Origin of the sequence: Flavobacterium ajazii, from assembly GCF_010614725.1 — a bacterium.
In the GTDB taxonomy this organism is placed as follows: domain Bacteria; phylum Bacteroidota; class Bacteroidia; order Flavobacteriales; family Flavobacteriaceae; genus Flavobacterium; species Flavobacterium ajazii.
Genome location: NZ_JAAEHL010000012.1, coordinates 136,467 through 159,217, shown reverse-complemented (window position 1 = coordinate 159,217; position 22,751 = coordinate 136,467). Strand labels below are relative to the sequence as shown.

26 protein-coding genes and 1 pseudogene are annotated in these 22,751 nt (G+C 33.0%); 19 read left to right on the top strand and 8 right to left on the bottom strand.

The features are described 5' to 3' along the window. Positions 1-72: 72 nt before the first annotated feature. Positions 73-720 (bottom strand): hypothetical protein, encoded by a 648-nt coding sequence (locus GWR14_RS19815; RefSeq protein WP_163410877.1) that lies wholly within the window; start codon positions 718-720, stop codon positions 73-75. 9 nt (positions 721-729) lie between these two features. Further along, the gene (locus tag GWR14_RS19810) at positions 730-1,164 is read right to left on the bottom strand and encodes a hypothetical protein (RefSeq protein WP_163410876.1); all 435 of its coding nucleotides are present in this window, start codon (positions 1,162-1,164) and stop codon (positions 730-732) included. Positions 1,165-1,431: 267 nt separating this feature from the next. Between GWR14_RS19810 and GWR14_RS19805 the strand changes: the two genes are divergently transcribed. From GWR14_RS19805 to GWR14_RS19785, 5 genes are all read left to right on the top strand, one after another. Then, positions 1,432-2,295 carry a hypothetical protein gene (locus GWR14_RS19805; protein ID WP_163410875.1) on the top strand — a complete coding sequence of 288 codons (864 nt, stop codon included), beginning with the start codon at positions 1,432-1,434 and terminating at the stop codon, positions 2,293-2,295. A gap of 18 nt (positions 2,296-2,313) precedes the next feature. Further along, complete coding sequence (locus GWR14_RS19800; protein WP_163410874.1) at positions 2,314-2,718, top strand: hypothetical protein; 405 nt, start codon at positions 2,314-2,316, stop codon at positions 2,716-2,718. An 18-nt stretch (positions 2,719-2,736) separates the two neighbouring features. After that, complete coding sequence (locus tag GWR14_RS19795) at positions 2,737-3,453, top strand: hypothetical protein (RefSeq protein ID WP_163410873.1); 717 nt, start codon at positions 2,737-2,739, stop codon at positions 3,451-3,453. A gap of 61 nt (positions 3,454-3,514) precedes the next feature. After that, on the top strand, positions 3,515-4,153 hold the full coding sequence (locus tag GWR14_RS19790; protein ID WP_163410872.1) for a hypothetical protein: 639 nt from the start codon (positions 3,515-3,517) through the stop codon (positions 4,151-4,153). A gap of 54 nt (positions 4,154-4,207) precedes the next feature. Further along, positions 4,208-5,881: a S8 family serine peptidase gene (locus GWR14_RS19785; protein WP_163410871.1), complete on the top strand. Its 1,674-nt coding sequence runs from the start codon at positions 4,208-4,210 to the stop codon at positions 5,879-5,881. A 77-nt stretch (positions 5,882-5,958) separates the two neighbouring features. Here GWR14_RS19785 and GWR14_RS19780 read toward each other — a convergent pair. The 5 genes and pseudogenes from GWR14_RS19780 to GWR14_RS19760 form a co-directional block, all read right to left on the bottom strand. Continuing rightward, a pseudogene (locus GWR14_RS19780) lies at positions 5,959-6,348 on the bottom strand (peroxiredoxin family protein); the annotation flags it as partial. A gap of 18 nt (positions 6,349-6,366) precedes the next feature. Next, the gene (locus tag GWR14_RS19775; protein WP_163410870.1) at positions 6,367-7,128 is read right to left on the bottom strand and encodes a DUF4369 domain-containing protein; all 762 of its coding nucleotides are present in this window, start codon (positions 7,126-7,128) and stop codon (positions 6,367-6,369) included. A 261-nt stretch (positions 7,129-7,389) separates the two neighbouring features. After that, positions 7,390-7,830, bottom strand: coding sequence for a KTSC domain-containing protein (locus GWR14_RS19770; protein ID WP_163410869.1), 441 nt, complete (start codon positions 7,828-7,830; stop codon positions 7,390-7,392). A 366-nt stretch (positions 7,831-8,196) separates the two neighbouring features. Next, positions 8,197-8,760 (bottom strand): hypothetical protein, encoded by a 564-nt coding sequence (locus GWR14_RS19765; RefSeq protein WP_163410868.1) that lies wholly within the window; start codon positions 8,758-8,760, stop codon positions 8,197-8,199. Positions 8,761-8,905: 145 nt separating this feature from the next. After that, positions 8,906-9,151, bottom strand: coding sequence for a hypothetical protein (locus GWR14_RS19760; RefSeq protein WP_163410867.1), 246 nt, complete (start codon positions 9,149-9,151; stop codon positions 8,906-8,908). Between the two features lie 80 nt (positions 9,152-9,231). On the opposite strand from GWR14_RS19760, the gene GWR14_RS19755 reads away from it, so the two are divergent. From GWR14_RS19755 to GWR14_RS19705, 12 genes are all read left to right on the top strand, one after another. Next, positions 9,232-9,774, top strand: coding sequence for a hypothetical protein (locus tag GWR14_RS19755; RefSeq protein ID WP_163410866.1), 543 nt, complete (start codon positions 9,232-9,234; stop codon positions 9,772-9,774). Beyond that, positions 9,774-9,920 (top strand): hypothetical protein, encoded by a 147-nt coding sequence (locus GWR14_RS23745; RefSeq protein WP_008467810.1) that lies wholly within the window; start codon positions 9,774-9,776, stop codon positions 9,918-9,920. The genes GWR14_RS19755 and GWR14_RS23745 overlap by 1 nt, the downstream gene beginning before the upstream one ends. A gap of 81 nt (positions 9,921-10,001) precedes the next feature. Continuing rightward, the gene (locus GWR14_RS19750) at positions 10,002-10,235 is read left to right on the top strand and encodes a hypothetical protein (protein WP_057116258.1); all 234 of its coding nucleotides are present in this window, start codon (positions 10,002-10,004) and stop codon (positions 10,233-10,235) included. Then, on the top strand, positions 10,207-10,605 hold the full coding sequence (locus GWR14_RS19745) for a YchJ family protein (protein ID WP_246236355.1): 399 nt from the start codon (positions 10,207-10,209) through the stop codon (positions 10,603-10,605). Before GWR14_RS19750 ends, GWR14_RS19745 begins: the two co-directional genes overlap by 29 nt. Positions 10,606-10,712: 107 nt before the next feature. Beyond that, on the top strand, positions 10,713-11,831 hold the full coding sequence (locus tag GWR14_RS19740) for a vWA domain-containing protein (RefSeq protein WP_163410865.1): 1,119 nt from the start codon (positions 10,713-10,715) through the stop codon (positions 11,829-11,831). 173 nt (positions 11,832-12,004) lie between these two features. After that, positions 12,005-13,468: a magnesium chelatase gene (locus GWR14_RS19735; protein ID WP_163410864.1), complete on the top strand. Its 1,464-nt coding sequence runs from the start codon at positions 12,005-12,007 to the stop codon at positions 13,466-13,468. Positions 13,469-13,476: 8 nt separating this feature from the next. After that, the gene (locus GWR14_RS19730) at positions 13,477-14,235 is read left to right on the top strand and encodes a hypothetical protein (RefSeq protein ID WP_163410863.1); all 759 of its coding nucleotides are present in this window, start codon (positions 13,477-13,479) and stop codon (positions 14,233-14,235) included. 183 nt (positions 14,236-14,418) lie between these two features. Continuing rightward, a complete protein-coding gene (locus GWR14_RS19725; protein WP_163410862.1) occupies positions 14,419-15,093 on the top strand; it encodes a response regulator transcription factor in 675 nt (224 codons plus the stop codon). A gap of 1 nt (position 15,094) precedes the next feature. Further along, entirely contained in the window at positions 15,095-16,498 is a 1,404-nt protein-coding gene (locus GWR14_RS19720) for a sensor histidine kinase (RefSeq protein ID WP_163410861.1), read from the top strand. Positions 16,499-16,575: 77 nt separating this feature from the next. Continuing rightward, a complete protein-coding gene (locus GWR14_RS19715) occupies positions 16,576-17,292 on the top strand; it encodes a universal stress protein (RefSeq protein ID WP_163410860.1) in 717 nt (238 codons plus the stop codon). 108 nt (positions 17,293-17,400) lie between these two features. Continuing rightward, entirely contained in the window at positions 17,401-18,348 is a 948-nt protein-coding gene (locus tag GWR14_RS19710; protein WP_163410859.1) for a bestrophin family protein, read from the top strand. 460 nt (positions 18,349-18,808) lie between these two features. Beyond that, the gene (locus tag GWR14_RS19705; protein ID WP_163410858.1) at positions 18,809-19,303 is read left to right on the top strand and encodes a DUF6169 family protein; all 495 of its coding nucleotides are present in this window, start codon (positions 18,809-18,811) and stop codon (positions 19,301-19,303) included. Positions 19,304-19,369: 66 nt separating this feature from the next. Here GWR14_RS19705 and GWR14_RS19700 read toward each other — a convergent pair whose 3' ends face one another. Then, on the bottom strand, positions 19,370-20,794 hold the full coding sequence (locus tag GWR14_RS19700; protein ID WP_163410857.1) for an aminotransferase-like domain-containing protein: 1,425 nt from the start codon (positions 20,792-20,794) through the stop codon (positions 19,370-19,372). A gap of 100 nt (positions 20,795-20,894) precedes the next feature. Between GWR14_RS19700 and GWR14_RS19695 the strand changes: the two genes are divergently transcribed. Both GWR14_RS19695 and GWR14_RS19690 read left to right on the top strand, forming a co-directional pair. Continuing rightward, positions 20,895-21,806, top strand: a complete 912-nt coding sequence (locus tag GWR14_RS19695; protein ID WP_163410856.1) for an EamA family transporter — start codon at positions 20,895-20,897, stop codon at positions 21,804-21,806. Positions 21,807-21,890: 84 nt separating this feature from the next. Beyond that, positions 21,891-22,745: an EamA family transporter gene (locus GWR14_RS19690; RefSeq protein WP_163410855.1), complete on the top strand. Its 855-nt coding sequence runs from the start codon at positions 21,891-21,893 to the stop codon at positions 22,743-22,745. Positions 22,746-22,751 lie beyond the last annotated feature (6 nt).

Sequence of the window (22,751 nt, the reverse complement as noted above, 5' to 3'; positions counted from 1 at the left end):
TCTTCAAAAAATAAAAGAATATAACAAGCAGTGTTATCAGTAAAGTTAGAAAAACGATACTTAACGAAATGACTAATAGTTGTATTTCTTTTCGCTCCATAAAAATCCGATAATATAGCAACTGTGGGCCAAAGCATTTAAAATGAACACTACCAGGCTAAAAATGGATTCGTCATGTTTAATCAGAATCCAGTTTAAAGCAAGCATAAAGGGCAGAAAAGGTACATGAAAAACTAAAATTCCTAATATGTACCAAAAAAAAACCGATTTTTTAAAATTTAATATTTTGTCTGAATTAAAAATTTCTACTAAATACAAGCAGGATAATATCATAATTAAAAGAACTCCAATGGCAAAACTGTATGTATATGAGTGATTTAGATCTTCTTTAAAATATAAAGTATTTAGAAAAAATGATACGATAAAAAGTATAAAACTTAATATCCCTGCTTTTCGATGATTGGGTTTTGATAAAATACTCCTTATAAGTAATATATAGGCAGAAAAACTGACCAGCATATAAAAATTAAACACATAATAATTTAAGATGCCTGTCCATGCGGTAAAATAATATCCAACTTTTTCTATTACGGCAGAAAACCAAATCAAAATTACTAAAAATTTAGCTTTGTTTACAGGAAGTTTGTTCCACGAAATCAAACCAATAATTCCTGAAGTTAAAGCTAGGTAGACAGTATAAAATCTTAAAAATTCAAACATAATTTTTTTCTAATATGTTAGGCTTGGAGGATTACCGATACTTCCATAATTCATTGGTTCAACACCTGGTATTTCTTCATCGGCAGTTTCACGAACCAAAGCAAAAGTTTGTATATTATTTGTTGCAGGTGTTTTGATTTTTTTTCCTGTAGCGGTTAAAAAAATAGTTGCAAGACCTGCTTTTTCAGCATATTTTTTTTCATCAGGATATACACCAAAGTAAAATCGTATTCCGTTTACATTATATCCTTTCCGTTCACCTTTTGCTTTGGCGTAATCAATATAATTTTCGAGTTCTTCTATAGAAAACCAAACGGCATTTGAGTCTTCTTTTTGAATGTATTTCGAAATTATTCTTGCACGGTATCTCATAAAATTCAAATGTAATTCCTTAGCAAATTTTTTTGTAATTAATTGACTTGGTCTTTCAGATCTCTTTTCCATTTTTTTTAATGATTAATTGGTTATGTTGTTGTTAAATAGTGATTTGTGTAAATATATGAAGCAAAATTATTTTAAATTCTTACAAAAGTAAAGGGGAAATATACCCTTTTTTTGTAGGGTAAATTTATTTAAAAATTTGGGGATAAAGACTGTTTTGTAGGAAAATAAATAAAATGAATTTTACATCGTTCATTTGGTGCACAAAATGGATAGGTGAAATCTGAAAAACCTGTTAAAGAGTAAGAGCTAATTATAATACTAAAAATTATGAGTTTATATCATGAAGTTTTTCAAGGAGAATCATTCAGCGAAGACAATTATTTTGAAGCTGTAAGATATGTTTTAGGGCCAGAATATTCAAATTTGAGTGAAAGTGAATTAGAGGATGTCCTATTATCAAAAGTAGATCAAATGACTGAAAGTGAAGCAGAAGGGTTTTGGTCAAGTTTAGGAAATGTAGCAAGCAATATTGGTTCCGGGGTTTTACGTGGTGTTTCTGCAGTGGCTCCAATAGTAGGAACTGCTGTTGGAACTTATTTTGGTGCTCCGCAAATTGGGGGAGCAGTAGGAGGTTTGGTAAGTAATCTGGCTGGAGCAGGAAGCGCTGCATTAGACAATAGCCGTCAGCAACAACGCAGACCAGCACCGCCGCAACCACAGCGCAGACCTGTGAACAACCAGCCTGGACGCAGACCTGCACCTTCACCAGTAAGACAGGCCTGGAATAGCGCTACAAGATATGTTGCAGATGCGGGCAGGGCTGCACTTCCGGCAATTCAGCAATATGTACAGGATAATCCGGTACAGTTACGCCCGCAGGCAGCGCAGGATATCAATAGAATACAGGGATTGTATAATCAATTAGGAGGCGTAATTAATAACCCACAATTTCAGGCGGGTCAGGCGCAACAAAGTTTAGGTACTGCAAGTCCGGGGTCTCCTATTGAGAGCCATTCATTTGCCGAATTAATTGAAAGTGTTAATTACCTGACTGAAAACATTCTGTATGAATATTACAATGGAGGATTGATTCCGACAGAGGATTATTATGTTGATCAATATGGTCAGTTTGTTGGTACAAATACACCTAACCGAATCAATAGACTTGAAAACTCTATTGCCAGTTTATAAAATTTAAAAAATTATACAATGGATGCTTATTTGGAATATTTGAAAGAACATAATCCTGAAATGGCTAAATATTTTGAGCTTATGCAGCCCATGATGGAAAAAAAGGAACCGGAAGAAGAAAAAGAAACTCCAAAAATTGATTTAGAACTTGAAGAAAGGATCAGAAAACTAAAAAAGATAAATCAAAAGCTTTTTACCATCATAGAGGGGTTGAAATTTCAGCTGGAATTTGAGTTAAATCAAAACGATGATTTAGCAAAAGCCATTGGTGCCTGTTCAGAATGTTTTGGCGAAAATAGCGATTGCCCTGAATGTTTTGGAACTGGAAAACCGGGCAATAGTATTCCTGATTTTATTCTGTTCAACAGATATATTCAGCCTGCAATCCAAAAATATAACAAACATTATTTCAATAAAAATTAACAATAAAAAATTAAAATTATGAGTTATTTCGAAAGTTATTTAGATGAAGATTTATTAAATGAGGATTATTTCAACGAAGATTTGTTGAGTGAAGATTTATTAGAAAGTTATGATGAAAGCTTTGATGAAGCGGCCAAACGTAGAAGACCTTCTATAAAAGGAATTAGACCAAACGTAAGTTCGGCTGTAAAACAAAGATCTAATTTTGGGAAAGCCTTAAGTGGAAGAGCAAATGATTATGCAACAAAAAGCGAACTGAAAAAATCTTTGGATGCGATTTCAAGTCAGGTAAATGAACTGAAAAAAACTTCATTAGCGACTAATAAAGCAATAGTTGCATTAGATCAAAAACATACGGAACTTGCAAAAGTAGACGCCCGTAAAGGTGAAAACCAAACCAAGGTTTTAAAAAATATGCAGATGATGAGCATGATGGGATCATTGTTGAATCAGCCAAAACTGAATACTGCAAACTTACAAGTAACATCTAATGGTGAAGGAAAAGATGCGGTTCATACAATTACAGCTAAAGATGGTAAAAATCCAATAGAAGTTGATCAGACGATGTCTATATTGTTGCCAATGATGACTACTATGGGAGATTCAGGTTCAGGAAAATCGGACAATAATATGATGCTACCGTTGGTACTACTAATGTCTCAACAAAATCAGGGGACTACAGGTAATAATAATACAACACTGCCTCTTGTCATGATGATGATGATGAATAAATAAATTGTAAAAGGGCAGTTGATTCCCAATTGCCCTTTTTTTATTAACCTTAAAAGATTATAAAATGAATCCATTTAATTTATTAGTTAATTATGTCATAGCCAACAGCAGGGCCACCTTTTATAATGTTGCAGGCAATCAGGAAATAACCAATACGGCTCTTTTAACCGGTATGATTTCTGAAAATCCATTGATGAGTTATTTAGTCATTGATAATAAAGCTAAAATAGAAGGTGAGAAGCTTAATGCTGTTGTGGTTTCAACTCCATCTGCCGGAACAGCCAATACTCCTGGCTTACCCGCGCCTGGTCTTCCTCCTGTAATTACCCCTCCAGTTGGTACAGGTGTGCCAACAGGTACTGCAGAAACACTAACAGGTACTGAAAAAGAAGGAACAGCTTGTGCAGACACTGTAACTCTTGAAGCTGTTAAAAACGAAATTTTAGCTAACAATCGAATTTTAAAAGAAGAATTTACTAAAAGTTTAGAAAGTTACAAAGCAGAATTAAATAAGCTTATAGTTGAAAAATTAGATACAAAAATTGCGGTTCTGGAAAAGAGTAATATCTCTATTAATGAATCTATTGAGGAAATTAAAAAGAGATTGGGTGAAATTTCTAATGTAAATCAGACTCAGGATACTTCTACGGGAAATAAAAGCACTCCTAGTCAAAAAGTAGTGACTAAAAATGATCCGAAATGAAAATATTAGATGTTAATCAGGAAATCACCAGTTTAAACTCTTAAAAAACTAACCATGGATCCAAGACTCAAAGTTATATTATATGGTAATCCTGACGAAGAATTATCATTATTAATGCGTTTAGAAAAGGAAAAAGAGTATCCTGATCACTGTAAAATCGTTTCAGAATTTGGAAATATTGTAAGTATTAGAACCAGACGCCGTTTTTTGTGCTCTATCTATAACAGTAAAAAAGTAAAAAGTCTGAAAGCACCCACAGTAATTCCTGCTAATGATGGCATTGAACTTAATTCTGAAACACAGATTTTGGATAAGAAAAATGAAGTTTTAAGTGATACTGTTTCAAAAGCGGTGTTTGGAATTATTGATTTTGGTTTCGATTTTACCCATCCTGATTTTATTAATAATGGCAAGACACGTTTTGAAAAAATCTGGGTGCAGTCTGGGCGTTATGATGGGAATGAATTTGGGTATGGAAGAATAATTAATCAGGCACAAATCAATGAAGCTTTGGCAGACGAGTTTCCATTTAAGAAGCTGGGATATCATCCGGGGAAATCTGATTTGTTTGGTAATGGAACTCACGGAACCCATGTGCTTGGAATTGCCTGTGGAAATGGTGCGGTTGCTCCCAAAAGCTTTGCTCCCAATGCTTCAATCATAGCTGTTGATATGGGAACCAATTATGTAAACGGATCTAATTTATCACTGGGAGATTCTGTAAAAGGCTGTGATGGTTTGTATTTTATTGTTAAAGAGGCGATTGAAAGGCCACTTGTAATAAATATGAGTCTGGGAGGTCATGGTGATGCACACATGGGAGTAACCCTGTTTGAACAAGTGATAGATTATATCCTGACAACGAGAAAAGGAACGGCAATAGTACAAAGTACAGGGAATTATCATCAGGCAAATGCGCATACATATGGTGATATTAAACAGAATCAGAAAATTAAAATTCCGTGGATGTTTAAAAAACACGATCGTACTCCAAATGAAATGGAAATCTGGTATCATGGCGATGATGTTCTGAGTGTCAATATTTATGATGATGATCAAAAAGTACTGCTATCTTCAACTCCTTTTAAAGATGAATTGATTATAAAAGGAGGAGAAGAAGTTGGGATTTGCCTCCATAGATGCAAAGAACCCAATACAGGTAAAAATCAAATAAATATTTTGATTAACGGTAAGCTGAATTCAAAATTCTGGACAATAGAACTGGTAGGAAAATCTGTTAAAAATGGTCGATATCATTGTTATATTGAACGCGATGATGGTGGACAGTCTATCTTTTTGCCTGCAATTGCAAATAAGACACATACAACAAATTCGATCTGTAATTCAAAATACAGTATTGTTGTAGGGGCGTATAATCAAACTGACAGTGATAAAGCAATTTTGTCTTTCAGTAGTTCAGGACCAACAGCAGATGGACGAATGAAACCAGAGCTTGTAGCTCCTGGTTTTAAGATCAAATCATCTTGTTCTTCATCAAGCAGGGAAAATAGGGCATCAAATAAACTGACTTCTAAAAGCGGGAGCAGTATGGCGGCACCTTATGTGGCATCTTTAGTGATGAAAATACTGGAGAAAGAACCTGATCTTGATATTATTTCAATTCGGAAAAAGCTTTTTAAAGCCTGTGATACTGCATCTTTTAAAGAAAATAATCTAGAGATTTTTAGAGCAGGACATGGTTATGTAAATCCGGATAAATTAGTGTAATCCGGATAAATTATTCTTTCAGAAATAAAATACAGGTGTAATAAAAAAACTCCGGATGAACTCCGGAGTTTTTGGTATTATTTTTTTGCTAAAAGCTCTATAATTTTTGCTTTTAATTCTGCTCCTCTTAAATCCTGAGCAACAACTTTTCCTGAAGAATCAAGTATAAAGGTTGCAGGAATAGATTCTACATTGTATTGTTTCGCAATCGGTTCATCCCAATGTTTTAAGTTAGATACATGTGTCCAGCTTAAATTGTCTTTTGCGATGGCTTCTTTCCAGGCAGATGCTTCTTTATCAAGTGAAACACCGATGATGTTCAATCCTTTTGAATGGAATTCTTTGTAGATTGCCACAACATTCGGATTTTCTTTTCTGCATGGTCCACACCATGAAGCCCAGAAGTCTACAATTGTTACTTTTCCTAAACTTTCTTTAAGCGATACTGTTTTGCCTTCGGGATTAGGAGCAGAAAAATCTGCTCTTCATTTAGGGCTGCCAACTGGAGCAGCTCCAGTACCTACAGCAGGCATTTTCATCTGGCCAATTTTTTCTTTAATGCTTTTTCCTGGTTTTGTGTTTTTCAATGACTCATCCAAAGAGTTGTATAAAGCTTCCGTTTTTTTGAAATCAGCAGATGGATCATTAATTAAACTTTGGATAATTAAAGCTGAAATGAATGATTTAGGGTGTGTTTCAGCATAAGCAGTATATTTCTTTTTAGACTCTGCCTGTACTTCAGTTTGAATCGCCATGTATTGTTTCATTAAACCATTGATAACTGCTGTGTCTTGTTTTTGTTGAGCAGCTTGCATAGTTTGAGTATTTTTTTTCTGGAAATCCATTAATTTTTTCTGAACTTTAACAAGATCTTCGTTGAATTTAACGTATTCATCGTTGCTGTAAGTTCCTGCAATTTTAGATTTGTGGATACTGTCCTTATCCACTTCGATGTTAATTTCACCAGTTTCTAAGATAAACGGAACCTGACCCTGAATGTCTTGTACAAGTAAAATATGAAAAGCTGGTTCAGTAACTTTTCCTTTTATTTCAAATTTTCCGTTTTCAACTTTTACAGTATCAAGGGCTACCGGAGCCATTGTTACAGGGTCTTGCCCCTGAAGGATAATTGTTTTTCCGTTAGCAATACCTTTAGCAGTTCCGGTAATAAGGTATTCACCGTCTTTAACCTTGCTGCATGAAATTATTGCTAAAGAAGCTGTAAGTAAAAAGAATACTTTTTTCATTATAAAAAATTAATTAGTTAATTGATTTGCGCAACAAAAGTATTTAAAAATATAAAACATCAACTATTTTGCAACCTAAAATTTTGTTATAGTTTTTTCTGACTCAAAAGGCTTGTATATAAGGAATTATCTATTTTAAAGTGCTAATAAAACAAATTATTCTGTTGTTATTCAGAATCATATTAAACAATTTGGTGTTTTTTAAACATAAAAAAAGCATTCTGAAGGCAGAATGCTTTAAAAAATATATATAATGTAATTTTATTCCTGATTTGTTTTCTTTCTCCAAGTAAAAGCATTAAGAATATGTCTTTTTGCAAATCTTGCAGGAGAATCTGCATTTACCATTTTAACGTAAGTTGCTTTAGGAACACTAATGTATTCGTAAACACTTCCGTTAGAAAAGTCAATAATTAAACGACCTTCTACAAATTTAAAATCTGTAATAGAACAAGTTGTAATTGTTTCTGTATACTCAGGTAAATTAAGTTTGATAGTATCAGGGTGAATACTTACTAAAAAGTGGTAAGCTTCGATGATCGTTTTACTTTTCTCTTCTGCTTCTTTTAAACCAGCGTCGTCTCCTACGAATTTATCCGGATGAGATTCTTTCATCGCATTACGATAAATTGTTTTTAAATCTTTTAATTCTGCAGTTTTTTCTACGTTTAGTAACTTGCGGTATTCAACTATTTTTTTCATAAATATAAAGGTAACTACTTGTCTATTAGTTTTAAATCGATATTAATTAGCTCAAATCGACAAATTTTTTGCAAAGGTACACTTTTTTTTAACTTTTTAGTTTTGATAGAAAAAATATTGAATAAAGTTAACTATAACTTTATTTAACTGCAATCCCGATAGCTATCGGGGCTAAGATTTGTTTATTTGAGTTTGTAATAAAACGCAAAGTTTGCAAAGTTGTATCAAACTTGTCTTAACTGAAAACAGTTTGAGGATGAATTAATAAAAATACTTGAAATTTTAATTTTTGAAATGATGAAGTTAATTCCAAATAAGACCTGAAAAAGCTTATAGCTCTTACAATCGGTTATTTAGGCTGTGTTATTATTTTTCCATTTCTTCAAAAACAAGTAGTTCATTAAGATAGACCCCAAGTATTAATATTAAATTAGAATTTCCAGAAAACCTTATAATTCCATTTAATTCTTTTAAACAATCATTTTTGTTATTGTCCTCAAAAAAAGATCCTAATTTTATTTCATATGAAATTATTTTATTTCCGTCGTTTAGAAAAGTAGTGTAAGTGTTCTTCCTGTTTTTGAAAAATGATGGGGCATTTTTATCAAATTCCCAATTTTCATTTATATATTTATCGTAAATGGAAATCTTTGGACGTAGCCAAGTCCATCTCCAATAATCAATTTCTCCTATTTTGAGATTTTCTGATGAGAAAATTTCAAGTTTTCTTAAAACGGAAAATCTTGTCAATGGTCTGATGAAATATTCGTGTGAATTATAATCTATTTTTGCAGTAAATGTTGAGTTGATTTCAATTCTTGCGATAATTTCTTCTTCTTTTGAAATTTCATAACAAACAATGTTTTTAAAGTTCCAAAATGTATTTTTCGAAATAAAAAATTTCTTGAAAACGAATTCATTTTCTAGCATTGATTCAGCTTAAGGTTTTGGTAATGGATTCAGAAAAAAGCTTTACGAACTTATTATTTAGCCAAAAGTTAAATGAAAAAATTAACATCTTTTGGAGTAAAAAAAACATAAACAACTTGAAACAAACGAAACTTGAAACAAAAAATTATTCAGGCTTATGATTCGCCTTATCGAAATTTCTGGATTTCTTTGGATATTGTTTATAGCTCATATCGCTTGGGTTTTCAATAACTGATTTTATAGTAATCCAATCACCGACATTAAATTTTGCCTGAACCATTTTGTAGTCTAAAAGATATTCCCCGCAGAAATAATTGTTGTTTTCATCTTTTTCGATAATACCGGTAAAAACTCCTTTTTGCGGCATTTTTTGTTGTGAATCTTTAGACATGATTTTTTGTTTGAAATTAAGAGGCAAAGGTAGCGATTAATATTTTAGGGAGTTCGCTGTAATCTGAGTATATTTGCAACATGCAGAAAAACTTTAAACCACATCCAAATTCATTTAAAAATACGTTTTGTGCTTTTCATGAAGTGCTTCCGGATGCAGTTAAAGGTTTAAAAAAACAATTTGAAAGCAAAGCTGGAAGTTCTTATTATTATACTGAAGAAGGAATGTATCGCGTTTCTAATCACTGGGGAAGGCTGGCAAACAGTAAATGGCGTTTAATTTCCCGTGACCCTGAAACAGAATCGAAAACTAAAATTGGTTTTGCAAAGTGGGAAGAGTTTTATCCAGATAACGCAACGGATAAACTATATTATATTGAAGCTGATTTCGAAAAAAACTTGGCTAATTATCAGCATAAAAATAATCCTCTATACGATGGGAAAGCCGTTTTAAGGACAAGTTTGGAAACCACAAAGAGATTAAAACAAATAAGAAATCTGCAGCAACTGACGAATTGGGCCAAACATTTTGATTATGATGATATTGATGAATTGCGAAAACAAATCATTAATGAATTGATTTTTACCGAAAAAACTTTAGAGCAAATTAAAAGAGAAGTATAATGGGACGCAATAACGAAAAGAACATCAAAAAACACAATGACAAATTGCACAAAGCCCAGGCAAAAGCCAAACAAGCTGAAATTGCTAGAAAAGAAAAACTAAAAGAAATCGTGAAGAAATTCAACGAAAGTAAAAACGAAGAGTAAAAATATTTGTTTCAAGTTTCAGGTTTCACGTTACAAGTTGAACCTGAAACTTGAAATCTGAAACTTGAAACCAAAAAAAAAATGAATTCAAAATTTGAAACTTTAAAAGCAAGCGTACAAGAAATTATCGATTTAATCGCTGCTAAAAACGACAGAGAAGCCAATAATAAACTTTTAGAAGTAAGTGAAACTCTAGACGAAATGATTGATTTTGCTGAAGAAGATGAAGAAGTGAGAGAAATTACACGTTATCAGGTTTTGCTGAATCAGCTTCATGTAAAAATTAATGGAGAAGAACCAGTCGATGGAGAGTAATACATGTTTCTGCGATACGGGACTGCTTTTTGAAAATTGCTGTGGATTATATTTGAATGATGGTCAAAAGGCGCCTTCAGCATTAGCTTTAATGCGTTCCAGATATTCGGCTTATGCTTCTCATAATGCTGATTATTTAATGGAAACTACCTATATTTCGGAAAGAAAATATTATTCAAAACCTGAAATTTTAAAATGGGCTGTTTCTAATAAATGGCAGAAATTAGAAATTTTGAGTTTTACTGAAAATGCAGTCGAATTTAAAGCTTACTTTTTAGATTCAGATAATAAACCACAAGTACATTACGAGTTTTCTACTTTTAAATACGAAAATAGTGCTTGGTATTATTTGGATGGAAAGTTTGAATAATTATTATATCTAACACTGTTAGTTCTGGTTTTTGATTGGATATTTTAACTAAAAATTAATAAACGATTCGTTTTTCATAATTCTAAAAAAACGTAATTTTAAAAATTATGAAAAACGAATTTAAAAAAGGCTTTTATTTTAAGACTTACGAAGCTCCTTTTCAGTCTCCGTTTGACAAACTTTTTGGAATTTTCAAAGAGTTGATTACCCATACTTCGGGTGATTTTGATGAGGCCATTAACTGGCTTAGGGAGCTGGATAAAGAATATAAACTTACAGACGAAAATTATACAATCGACGATTTTATTGAAGACCTAAAGAAAAAAGGATATATCAAAGATGAAGTAAAAGGCGATGGGAGTTCTGGTTTTGGAATTACTGCTAAAACCGAAAGAGCGATCAGACAGCAGGCTTTAGATCAGATTTTTGGAAATCTGAAACGTTCTGGAAATGGTAATCATAAAACAAAATATGCCGGAAGTGGCGACGAACATACCGGAGAATTCCGTGAGTATAATTTTGGCGACAGCTTAGAAAGAATCTCATTAACAGAGAGTCTTCGAAATGCTCAGGTTAACAATGGTGTCGAAAGTTTCATGTTGACCGAAAACGATTTGGTGGTAGAAGATGCTCAGTACAAAGCACAGATGAGTACGGTTTTAATGATCGATATCAGCCACAGTATGATTTTGTACGGCGAAGATCGCATCACACCAGCCAAAAAAGTAGCAATGGCTTTGGCGGAATTAATCACTACACGATATCCAAAAGATACCTTGGATATTTTGGTTTTTGGTAACGATGCTTGGACAATTCCGATTAAAGATTTACCATATTTGCAGGTTGGTCCATATCATACCAATACGGTTGCAGGTTTACAATTGGCGATGGATATTCTTCGCAGAAAGCGAAATACCAACAAGCAGATTTTTATGATTACCGACGGAAAACCAAGCTGTGTTCGCGAACGAGATGGTTCCTATTATATGAATAGTAACGGTTTGGATGAATATATTGTTGATAAATGCTACACGCAGGCACAGCAGGCGAGAAAACTCCATATTCCGATTACTACTTTTATGATTGCCAGAGATCCGTACTTGCAGCGTTTTGTAAATCAGTTCACAGAAGCCAATCAAGGAAAAGCATTTTATACCGGGCTGAAAGGTTTGGGCGAAATGATTTTTGAAGATTATGAAGCGAATAGGAAGAAGAGAATTAAATAAAGGTTCTAAGTTGCCAAGATTCTAAGCACTGAGGTTTTTTTTACATGCCTATAAACCCAACGCACATCGTAAAGACGCATTGCAGTGCATCTAACACAATTAAATGAATCAGCTTAATCGGCAAAATCTGCGAGAGCAAAAAAAAATATTATAAAAAGATATCTGAATATACCATGAATATACTAGACATAAAGACATTAGGTCAATTAAAAGCCGCTGGATATAAAAGTACAAGTATTAAAGATGAATTGCGAAATAATCTTCGGGAAAAAATCAGATCTGGAAAACCTGTTTTTGAAGGTGTTCACGGATTTGAAAACACTGTAATTCCAGAATTGGAAAGAGCCATTTTATCTCGCCATAATATTAATTTACTGGGACTTCGCGGACAGGCTAAAACACGTTTGGCTCGTAAGATGGTCGAATTGTTAGATGAATATATTCCGTATGTTTCTGGTTCAGAAATTAATGACGATCCTTTAAATCCGATTTCGCGCTTTGCAAAAGATGTAATAGCAGAAAAAGGTGATGAAACTCCAATTTCGTGGCTACATAGAAGTGAACGTTTCTTCGAAAAATTGGCAACGCCAGATGTAACCGTAGCCGATTTAATTGGAGATGTTGACCCGATAAAAGCAGCAAATTTAAAACTATCATATGCAGATGATCGCGTAATTCATTTCGGAATGATTCCGAGGGCGAATCGCTGTATTTTTGTAATCAATGAATTGCCAGATTTACAAGCAAGAATTCAAGTTGCGTTGTTTAATATTCTACAAGAAGGCGATATTCAGATTAGAGGATTCAAATTAAGAATGCCTTTGGATATGCAATTCGTATTCACAGCAAATCCGGAAGATTATACCAATAGAGGAAGTATTGTTACGCCTTTAAAAGACAGAATTGGTTCTCAAATTCTAACACATTATCCAGAAAGTATAGAAATTGCAAGGACGATTACAGAACAAGAATCTAAATTAGATCAAAATCAAACAGATTTGGTTTATGTACCAAGTTTAGCGAGAGATATTTTGGAGCAGATTAGTTTTGAAGCCCGCGAAAGTGAATACATAGATAACAAAAGCGGTGTAAGTGCAAGAATGAGTATCACGGCTTTTGAAAACCTGATTAGTACAGCCGAACGCCGCGCTTTAATTTCTGGTGCAGATAAAACAACTTTGCGTTTATCTGATTTTATAGGAATCATTCCGGCTATTACAGGAAAAGTAGAATTGGTTTACGAAGGAGAGCAGGAGGGAGCCGATGTTGTGGCAGAAAGCCTAATTGGTTCTGCGATTCGAACATTATTTCCTCAGTATTTCCCAAAAATTGAGAAATTAGAAAGACCTGACGAAAAAACACCATATTCAGATATTGTAGAATGGTTTTTTGCCGAAAGCGGTTTCGAATTATTAGACGATGCTTCAGATGCAGATTACACAAGTATTTTAGACGAAGTAGCTCCGTTAGATGTTTTATTAAAAAAATACCAACCTCATTTAGCCAAAGAAGATGTGTACTTTATGAAAGAATTCATTCTTTGGGGATTGGTTGAATATAAAAAGCTAAGCAAAGATCGTTTTGCAACCGGGCACCAGTTCAAAGATATGTACGGAAGTTATATTAGTAAATTGTAATTGTTTTTATGAGAAAAAATCTGCTTTCATTATTGTTTTGCTTTTTAGCGATTAGTTCATTTGCTTGTGTCTGTGAGCCTCAAACGATTACTGAAAAGTATATAAAATCTGATTTTGTTGCTATTGTAACCGTGACTAAAATTTATCTAAACAAGAAGAATTCGGATAGTTATAAAGCAGATATAAAAATAAGTGAATTATTTAAAGGTGTTAAACTGAATTCTATTTATGTCCTTGGGAGAAGTGACGGAGGCATAGGCTCATCCTGTGACATTTTTATTCCGGTAAATACAAAGCTGGTAGCTTATGCTTATAAAAATAAAGAGGGTTTGTACGAGGTGGGTATGTGTTCAGGACTTCTTTATTTAAATAAAAAACAACTAAAGCCAAATCCTGAATTAGAGATATTAAATATGTTTAAAGCTGAAAAAATTAATTTTACAGATAAAACGTGGTATCATGAAACCAGTAATTCAAGTCTTGAGTTATTAAAGTATAAAGGTATTCAACTTAATAAAGGGTATGGTATTTATGAAATAACCTTTTCGTCGAATTTATCGATAAAGGAAGTTAAAGCAATAAGCGGATTTGGTAATCCGGTTGATGAGGAGCTCATAGCTGTTTTAAGGAATACTAAATGGTCAAGTAAAAGTAGTTTAGGGTTAAAAAATGAAGTAAGTGATAATACCAAATTTATAATAGGATTTTATTATTATGAAGCTGAAAAGGATAATAAAAGCTTTATAAGCGAATTTTATCATTATTAATAAAATCAATTCAGCTAATTATTGAAGGCGTCAATTCCAATGTCTTTGATTAGAAATCTAAATCAAAAATGTAAGTGGTAGTTTTTTTATTTACTTTATTTCTTTACAATAAATCATAATTCAGGTTTTAGTAATTGTATTTACGTTTCATTCCTTATTTTTGCTAATAATACATACATCCTAATGAAATTACTCATAGTCGAAGACGAACCAAATCTACTTTCTATTTTACGTAAAGGATTCGCTGAAAACAATAACGATGTCAGCGTGGCCCTTGACGGTACAACAGCTTTAGAAATGATTCATAATTATACTTTTGATGTAGTTGTTTTGGATGTAATGTTACCGGATATTAACGGAATTGAAATCTGCAGAAGATTGCGTGCTGCTAAAAATTTCGTTCCGATTTTGCTTTTAACAGCTCTTGGTACTTCAGAAAATATTGTAACCGGACTCAATGCAGGTGCCGATGACTATCTGGTTAAGCCGTTTAAATTTGGTGAACTCGACGCCAGAGTTAATGCTTTAAACCGAAGAGCTAATCAGGATACAGAAAAAGTGGATACTATCGTAATTAGCGATCTTGAAATAAATGGTAAAGCCAAAACGGTAAAACGCGATGGAGAAACAATTGTTTTGACTGCCAAAGAGTTTAAATTATTGTATTATTTAGCCAAAAATACAGGTAGAATTGTCTCCAGAGATCAGATTTTGGATAATGTCTGGGACATTAATTTTGATATGAATACCAATGTTGTGGATGTTTATATTACATATTTAAGAAAAAAAATAGATAAACCTTATAAAACCAAACTTATTCATACCATGAAAGGTCTGGGTTACGTTATACAGCCATAAAATGGATATCAGAAAAAGAATCACCTTTACTTACGTAGCACTTTCTACCTTTAGTACTTTGCTATTGAGTATCATAGTATTCGTTTTATTTAGGGAAAATAACCGTTATCATTTCTTAAAAAGACTAGAAGACAGGTCCAAGATTGTAGCTTCTATCCATTTTCAGCACGATCCCGAAAAAATAAAATATTACAGTAATTTAAAGAAAAACGGACTTGAAGAACTTATAGAGGAAGAGGAATATGTTCTTAAAATAAACAGTGCCAATAGTTTTGACTATAATACAAAACTAAATCTTCCGAATGAATTTTATTCCAATATTCTTCAGACCGGGAAGGATTATTTTGAAGTTAACAGTAAATATTATCTTGGGCAGGTTTTTACGGAACGAAATCAAAAATATATTGTAATTGTTGGCGCACGTGACCGAAGAGGAAAGACGACAACCATTTATATTGTAAAAATATTACTTTTTGGGGGCATTGGATTTATATTTTTAGCTTTCATATTAGGTCGGTTTTTGGCAAAACGAGTCATAAATCCTGTAGCCAGAATTACCAAAGAAGTAAACAGAATTAGTGCTTCAAACCTTCATAACAGATTGCCGGAAGTTAAAAATTCAGATGAAATTTCAGATCTGACAGAAACTTTTAATGATATGTTGGACCGACTGGAAACCTCTTTTGAAATTCAGGCGAATTTTATCAATAATGCCTCTCATGAATTAAAAACACCTATTACAACCATTATTGCCGAGGCTGAAATTATGCTTTTAAAAGAGCGTGAAAAAGAAGAATATGTACAGTCTTTAGAAAATATTTACAGTCAGGCATCCAGATTAGGAAACTTAACAGAAAGCTTGCTTAAACTGACTCAGACAGGTTACGATGGTAATAAACAGGTTCTGGATATCGCCCGAATTGATGAATTGCTATTGGAGGTAAAATCAGATCTGGATAAAATTTATCCGGACAACCGTGTCAGTATCAAGCTTAATTTTGCTCCAAAAGACTCTAATCTCTTACTCATTGCGTGTAATAAGCCACTTTTGGAGCTTGCAATCAATAATATCATTACCAATGGTGTAAAATATTCTGATAATAATGAGGTTTTTGTAACGCTTTCTGCGAATAATGAAGCCATAAAAATTTCGATAAATGATATCGGGATTGGTATTCCGCCTGAAGATATTCCGCATTTATACGAACCTTTCTTCAGAGGTAAAATTGCGGCAAAATATATCGGTTATGGTTTAGGACTTCCTTTGGCCTCCAAAATCATTCGCATGCACGATGGTGAAATACAAGTACAATCGGAACAAAATAAAGGAACGATTGTAACCATCATTTTCAAAAAATCAAATATTAAAAAGAAGAACATTAAAAATTCTAATGTTGAATCTTAGAAAATTCTAATTTTAGATTAAGACTCTTCTAATTATCAGGCTGTTATTTTGTATGTATAAACTAAAAGATTATACATATGAAAAATTTCCTGATACCTACGACTTTAAAAGACGATACGATTTCTGCTGTAAAATCGGCAATAAGCCAGGCAAAAAAATCGGATTGTGAAATTGTTTTGATGATGGTTTCTGAGACGCCGGATTCTTTTTCATCTTCTAATTTTTTGCGCGAGATGCGAACCGGACTAACCAAAAGTCAGGAAGAAGTTTTGGCAACCTGCAGGTATATGATTGATCATACCCAAAACTGCAAAATTAAAATTCATAATCAATATGGACTTTCATCGCCTATTTTTAGAAGGATTATTGAGAGTTTTTCTGTAAAATTAGTTATCCTTCCTCATTCGTATAAACAGGAAACCAAACGTATTCATCAATATTTGGTTCAATTAGCGGGTAATCAAAAATGTCCGATTCTGCATTTGGGCAACGAACAATTCAAAGAAGATTTTACGAAAGCACTTTATATTGAAAACAGTAGTGCCAATATGCACGTTAAAGATGTGCAACAGTTTCTAAACGAAAATTTCTCTTATGAAATTGTAAGTAAGGCTTCAAAGACTGAGGATTACGAAAGTATAGCTCCCTTATCTGAAGCGATTTCAAAATACGAGATTGATTTGTTAGTTGAAACCCGTAAAGGAGAAAAAATCAAATTTAAAAAAATAAAAAAGCAAAATATTAATGAGAAACTAGGGCTTCCGGTACTTTCATTGTACGAGGAACTGGTTTAATTGTTTTAGTAAAGAGTGATTAGTCTTTCGGAGCAATAAGAAATAACTACAAAGCTAATTACTAAGGACTAGTCACTAAGAACTCAATAATAATTTAAAACCGAAAATATGTTATTAAAGAAAAGAATACCAATGAAGTACGTTCTCGGGAAAATTAAAGTAGAAATTGTTCTCGTATTGGCTTACACGATATTATTTGAAATATTCCATCATTATTTTATCAACCTTCCTGTAGATATCCCGATTGCGATTCCAACCATGATTGGGACGATAATTTCCTTATTATTAGCTTTTAAGTCAAATCAGGCTTATGACAGATGGTGGGAAGCGCGAATTGTCTGGGGAGCAGTTGTAAACGATTCAAGGACCTTGATTCGTCAGGTTTTGACGTTTTATAAAGACCCGGATTTTTCTGTTGAAGCAAGTGAATTTAAAGAAAATTTTGCCAAAAGACAAATTGCATGGTGTTATAGCTTAGGACAGGCACTTCGAAATAAAGATGCTATAAAACCGCTAACAGGTTTGATGAGTGAAGAAGAAATTAAATACATCAAAAATCATCAAAATGTACCAAATGCTATTTTGATGCTGCATGCGCGTGATCTTAGAAATGCTAAAAATGACAAGCGTATCAATATGTATCAGCAGGTAGAAATTGATAATACACTTTCGAGATTGTGTGATGAAATGGGGAAATGTGAGCGAATTAAAAACACGATTTTTCCAACTACATACAGTATGTATATCCGATTAACATTGTGTTTGTTTATTTTTCTGCTTCCTTTTGGATTAACAAGTGTTTTAAGCTGGTTTGCTATTCCGTTGATTACAGCTATTGGGGCTGCTTTCTTTTTGATCGAAAGAATGGCGATTCATTTGCAGGATCCTTTCGAAAACAGACCAACAGATACACCTGTTACGACTATTGCAAATACAATTGAAAAAAATATTAAGCAAATGCTGAATGAATATCAAAGCGAATTTGACATTCTAAAAGAGTTTGATTTAGAAAACGAACCTAAAAAAGTGGACAACAACGCTTATTTTGTTTTATAAATTAAAGTTAATTTTGGTATTTTAATTGTTGACCGGACAGTGAGTAGTTGTGCTGTCCGGTTTTTTATGTTTTAAATGAGCTTTTAATGCATAGAGAGGTGGTATAGATTAAAATCTAAATAAAAGTTGGTTGAAAAAGTCAAGTTTTTACAGATAGTTATGTGTTAGCGTTGTTCTCGAGAACACCTGATTTAATTATTAATTAGAACTATTGATTTTTATGAAGATAATCAATAAACAAGAAAACAATCATCTTAATAGATCATCTACTAATGTTAAAATAGTTGACTACCGTATTAATTAATATAGAGAAAGTTATATATTTGCATTATGAAAAAAATGATCACAAAAGAATCAATAATGAAATCTATAACCAAAATGGTTGAAGATAAAGCTACTGTTCGTTCTTTTTTGAAAGGAAACACTTCTATTGAAACAGTAACTCAAAAAGGTATTAAGTTTGCCAAACCTTTATAACTACACTTTTAACGAAGTTACAAGTACTTATAATTTTACTACTAAAAATAACATCGAATATAAAGTTGTATTTATAATTGATGAAACTCTTGATTCTGTATCTGAAGATACTATTGAAAATGTATATCAAGTAATTATTGAAAAAGTTAGTGAGACTATTGAGCCTTTTGATAGTGCAGTTGCACGAACAATTGATGACATAATAAAATCTTTCTTTAAAAATGCTCAAAACTCTTTAATCTATATATGCTCAGAAGATGAAGAAAAGGCAGAAATTAGATTTAATGTATTCGATCGGTGGTATTTAAATAGCACTTTCAATGAATTTGTAACGAAAATTGATAATGTTATTAATTGTAAAGCCAATGGAGAAACATACTTACTTTATACTTCTTTATTGTACCATAACGAAAATCCAAATATTGAGTATATTCTCATCGCATATAATAGTATTGAAGAAGTTTTAAATTCAAAATAAAAACACCACTAACTTTGTATACTAATGAAGCGTCTTTGTCTACAAAGAAAACTATGTATTAATTACCTAAAAACTCTCGGGTGCCAGTTTTCCTAATGTCTGTATAGATTGACGCAATTCATTTGTCCAGGGCAAACCAAAACTCAAACGCATGCAATTTGAAAACTGATCCTGAAAAGTAAAAATACGTCCGGGAGCAATGCTGATATTGTGTTTCATGGCCAGATGATAAAATTCTGCCGTATCAATTTTTTTATCAAGTTCTATCCAAAGAAAAAAACCGCCCTGAGGCTGACTTACTTTTGTACCTTTCGGAAAAGATTCTAAAATCGTGTTGATGTAATTATTGCAGTTATGATTCAGTATTTGACGAATTTTACGAAGATGATTTTCATAGCGGCCGTTTTTCAGAAAATCACCTACGACCTCATGTGTAATGGTAGGCGAGGAGATTGTGTGGTATAATTTTGTTCTTAAAATTTCTTTTTTGAATTTGCCGGGAATAACCCAGCCTGCACGATAGCCGGGTGCCAAAGTTTTAGAAACCGAACTGCAGCTCATCACAATGCCGCTTTGATCATACGTTTTACAATTTGTTGGTCTGGCTGACCCAAAATACAAATCACCGTGAATATCATCTTCGATAAGCGGAATATTATGCAATTCCATTAAGCGGACTGTTTCTTTTTTGTGCTCATTAGGCATCATACTACCCGATGGATTACTAAAATTACTCATTAACACACAAGCTTTTACTTTCTTAGTTGAAATGGCTTTTTTTAAAGCTTCCAGTTCTATTCCGGTTGTCATATTGGTAGGCAATTCCATGACATATAAGCCCAAAGATCTGGCCAGCTGTAATATTCCAAAATATGCAGGACTTTCAGTAACAATTGTATCCCCCGGTTTCGTTATCGCCATCAGACAATTCGAAATAGCACTCACACAACCTGGTGTGGTGATGATATCGTCTTCTGTCAGCGATCCTCCCCAGGCAAAAGACCAGCGGGCAATTTCTTTTCTGAAATTTACATTACCCTGCATTTCCTCATAGCTGGTACCGCTGTTCGGGAGCTGACGCATCGCCTGAACCATTCCTTTATTGAGTTTGGCTATCGGAAGAAGCTCGTTCGATGGAAAACCCAAAGAAAGCATCGTAACATTTTTATTGGTCATGTTGCCATAAACCAAATCGATTAAATCTTCACGTTCAATATTCTGAGTGGTAAGGATAGGAGAGCTGGAAGTTGGCTCTGGAGCAATCCTGGCAGATATATTACTCACATAATAACCTGATTGTGGACGTGATTCGATTAACGATCTGCTTTCAACTTCATAATAAGCTTTGCTTACGGTACTCATGCTGTAACCGGTTTCACTGCATACTTCTCTTATCGAAGGCAATTTGTCTCCAACGTTTAAAAGCCCCGATTTTATTTGTTTTTCAATAACATCGGCAAATTGTAAATAGAGGTAATTTGAATTTCGCATAAAAAAACTGTTCTGCTGCAATTTACAAAAACTGTATCTGTATTGCTGTTTTATTTTTAAGAAATTTGCTTTATCAGAGATGAACTAACAAAAATTACCTGTGAAAACTACAAAATATTATCTGGCTGCCATTACAGCTTATACCACCTGGGGGTTTTTCAGCCTTGTGCTAAAACCTATACACGAATATGCTTCACTGGATATTTTGTTTTATCGTGTTTTTAGCTGCAGTATTTTAATGTTGCTGATTTCGTTTTTATTTATGCGAAAAAAAATAAACGAGACAATTGAAGTTTTCAGGGCTTTACCGCCTTCCAAAAAAAGAAATACAATTTTACTGAATATCGGCGGAAGCTTTTTTCTAATGGCGAACTGGTTTACTTTTATTTATGTAATGAACCATGTTAGTGTAAAAGCGACTTCTCTGGCTTATTTGGTTTGCCCTATTTTGACCACTTTGCTGGCTTATTTTATCCTGCACGAAAAATTAAAGAAAACACAATGGCTCGCAGTAGGATTAAGTATTTCAGGTTGTCTGCTGCTATCGTATTCAGATATTATGGATATGTTTTTTAGTATCATTATTGGATTGACATACGCTTGTTATCTCGTAAGCCAGCGTGTCAATAAAGGTTTTGATAAGTTTATTATTCTGACATTTCATATTTCTTTAGCGGCTTTATTGTTAGTGCCATTTTACCCGGCATATAGCGGCCCGGTACCTACAGAGTTTACTTTTTATTTTTGTATTGAAACAATTGCTATATTTTTTACGATTATACCATTATTCTTAAACTTATATGCATTATCCGGAATCAATTCCTCAACAGTTGGAATGTTGTTGAATATCAATCCGATGATTGCTTTTGGGCTGGCTTGTTTTGTTTACAAAGAAAAAATTACGGCGTTGCAGATTTTGGCGTATGCTATTATTTTCATAGCCGTACTGGTTTTTAATTCGCATCATTTATTTGCTGTGAGACAAAAATCAAAACTTTCTGTCAAAATTTAAAAAAGGAATCCGGAAGATTTTGGGGGATCTTTCCGGATTTTTTTTGAATGATTTTTAAAACATTATTTTTACAGAAAAAAAAGTATGTTGTTTCTAATTTTAAGTATTATTTGTAGTGTAACTGTAGGTGTAATTTTTAAAATAACCCGTAATTACAATTGCAATCCGGGACAGATTATCACTTTTAATTATGTATTTGCAATCCTGTTCTGTTATTTTGCTTTCAGCCCGGATCTCACACAAATCACGACAAACGTTCCGTGGAATATTTATTTGGCTGTTGGTATTTTATTACCCGTAGTTTTTCTGTTTTTGGCGGCTTCTATCAAGCATATGGGAATTGTAAAAACAGATGCTGCCCAACGATTATCACTTTTTATTCCAATACTCGCAGCCTGGTTTATTTTTAAGGAAGAATTCAATACCTATAAAATAATCGGTCTTGTGATTGGTTTTTTAGCATTGTTGCTAATTCTGAGAAAGCCATCAGAAAATGAGCAGAACAAGTGGTTTTATCCGGCAATTGTTTTAGTTGGGTTTGGAATAATTGATATACTTTTTAAACAAATTGCACTTTTCAGTGATTTACCATATACGACTTCCTTATTTATTGTTTTTTATATTGCTTTGCTGGTTTCGTTGGTTATTGTGATCTATAATGCTAAAGTGAAAAAAGTGAAGTTTGAACTTAAAAACATTTTTTACGGAGGGTTGGTCGGACTTTTCAATTTCGGAAATATATTATTTTACTTAAAGGCACATAAAGCATTTTCTGAAAACCCATCCACAGTTTTTGCCGGAATGAACATGGGGGTTATTGTTTTGGGAAGCCTTGTTGGAATGCTTTTTTTCAAAGAGAAATTATCCAAAACTAACTTTTCAGGTATCATTTTAGCCTTAATTGCAATAATTTTTATCTTTTTTTCTCAAATTAATTAAAAATTA